This is a genomic window from Tenacibaculum sp. MEBiC06402 (genome assembly GCF_049239625.1).
GTDB lineage: Bacteria > Bacteroidota > Bacteroidia > Flavobacteriales > Flavobacteriaceae > Polaribacter.
Genome location: NZ_JBMKKT010000068.1, coordinates 1 through 1,768, shown reverse-complemented (window position 1 = coordinate 1,768; position 1,768 = coordinate 1). Strand labels below are relative to the sequence as shown.

The 1,768-nt window shown below is 33.3% G+C and carries 2 protein-coding genes; both read left to right on the top strand.

Annotation, left to right across the window (positions count from 1 at the left end; genetic code table 11):
• Positions 1-82 precede the first annotated feature (82 nt).
• Entirely contained in the window at positions 83-724 is a 642-nt protein-coding gene (locus ACOSP6_RS00905) for a DUF4145 domain-containing protein (protein WP_422092364.1), read from the top strand.
• A 164-nt stretch (positions 725-888) separates the two neighbouring features.
• A complete protein-coding gene (locus ACOSP6_RS00900) occupies positions 889-1,683 on the top strand; it encodes a cation transporter (RefSeq protein WP_422095684.1) in 795 nt (264 codons plus the stop codon).
• Positions 1,684-1,768 lie beyond the last annotated feature (85 nt).

Here is a 1,768-nt window from a genome sequence, read left to right as displayed (position 1 = left end):
ACATCGGAAAAGAACTTGCGTCCTTTTCCCGCAAAAAATCATACACAAATACGTTGGCAAACATTTGAAAGAATAAAAGAATATGTATAAAGTTAATACAAACTCAGGGCAAACTACAATAGACAAACTTCCTGAAAAATGCCCTTTCTGTCATAGCGCTATCTCTCCACGACCAATTAATGGGAATAGCGGAAACGGACGAATGGAAATTTTTATGGCTTGCCCAAAAAGTACGTGTAAAAATTCTTTTATCGGATATTACAAGTATGAAAACAATAGATGGAGATTTAATGGAGAAACAACAATCGGAAATTTAACTGTTAAAGACTTCAGCGAAAGTATTCAAGAAGTTTCTCCAGCATTTATAAAAATTTACAATGAGGCTTATTCTGCCGAACAACAAAACTTAAAAGAAATTTGTGGAGTTGGATATAGAAAAGCTTTGGAGTTTTTAATCAAAGATTATGTCATCTTAAGTAATAAAGATAAAGAAGATAAAATTTTAAAAATGCGTCTTGGAAATTGCATAAAAGATTTAGTGACCGATGACAGAGTTAAGTCTGTAGCAAAAAGAGCTGTTTGGCTTGGAAACGACGAAACACATTATGTACGGAAATGGGAAACTAAAAATTTAGAGGATTTAAAAAAGCTAATCAGTCTTACTGTTCATTGGATTGAGATGGAAAAACTTACCGAGAGTTTTGAAACGGAAATGCCTGAATAAAAACGTTTGCCAACAATGGCTATAATTCATTGTGGTTTTGTGCCACAACAAAATAAAAGTATAAATCAACGGCTGATTTCTAAGCGGAATAATCCTGCGGATGATTCCACAACGAAATCATAGCCGAGACCGTTGTGGTTAATGTCTAAAAACCGTAAAACTGGATGAATAAAACAATATTTGAAATTACTAAAATGGATTGTCCTTCAGAGGAAAATCTAATCCGAATGAAATTGGACGGAATTTCAAGTATTGCAAATTTAGACTTCGACATACCTAATCGAAAACTGACCGTTTTCCACAGCGGAGAAATAGATCAAATCGAAAATTCAGTTATCGAACTGAATTTAGGTGGAAAGAAAATCTCGACAGAACAAACCGACCAAACAGAATTTATTGAAAACCTAAACCAGAAAAAACTTCTCTGGTCTGTCCTTGGAATAAATTTCGCATTTTTCCTAATCGAAATGACAACTGGAATAATCTCAAAATCAATGGGGTTGGTTGCAGATAGTTTGGATATGCTTGCCGACAGTTTCGTTTACGGAATTAGCCTGTTTGCAGTTGGAGGAGCTTTAACGAGAAAAAAGCGGATTGCTAAACTTGCTGGATATTTTCAAATAATACTTGCCTTTATCGGATTTGTAGAAGTTTTAAGAAGATTTTTCGGAGACGAGAAACTACCCAACTTTTCGACAATGATTATCGTTTCGATTTTCGCACTTATTGCAAACGGAATTTGTCTTTACATTTTACAAAAGTCAAAAAGTAAGGAAGAGGCTCATATGAAAGCAAGTATGATTTTCACTTCAAATGATGTGATTATCAATTTAGGAGTTATTACAGCTGGACTTTTAGTAAATTGGTTAAATTCAAGCAAACCTGATTTGATTATCGGAATAATAGTTTTTGTTTTAGTAGTTCAAGGTGCTTTTAGAATTTTAAAATTGAGTAAATAAATAAAAAACACTAACCACAACAAGGTGTATAATTAATTGCGGCTGAATTTCCTCATCGGAAATTCAATCTTATTAATTATCTTTC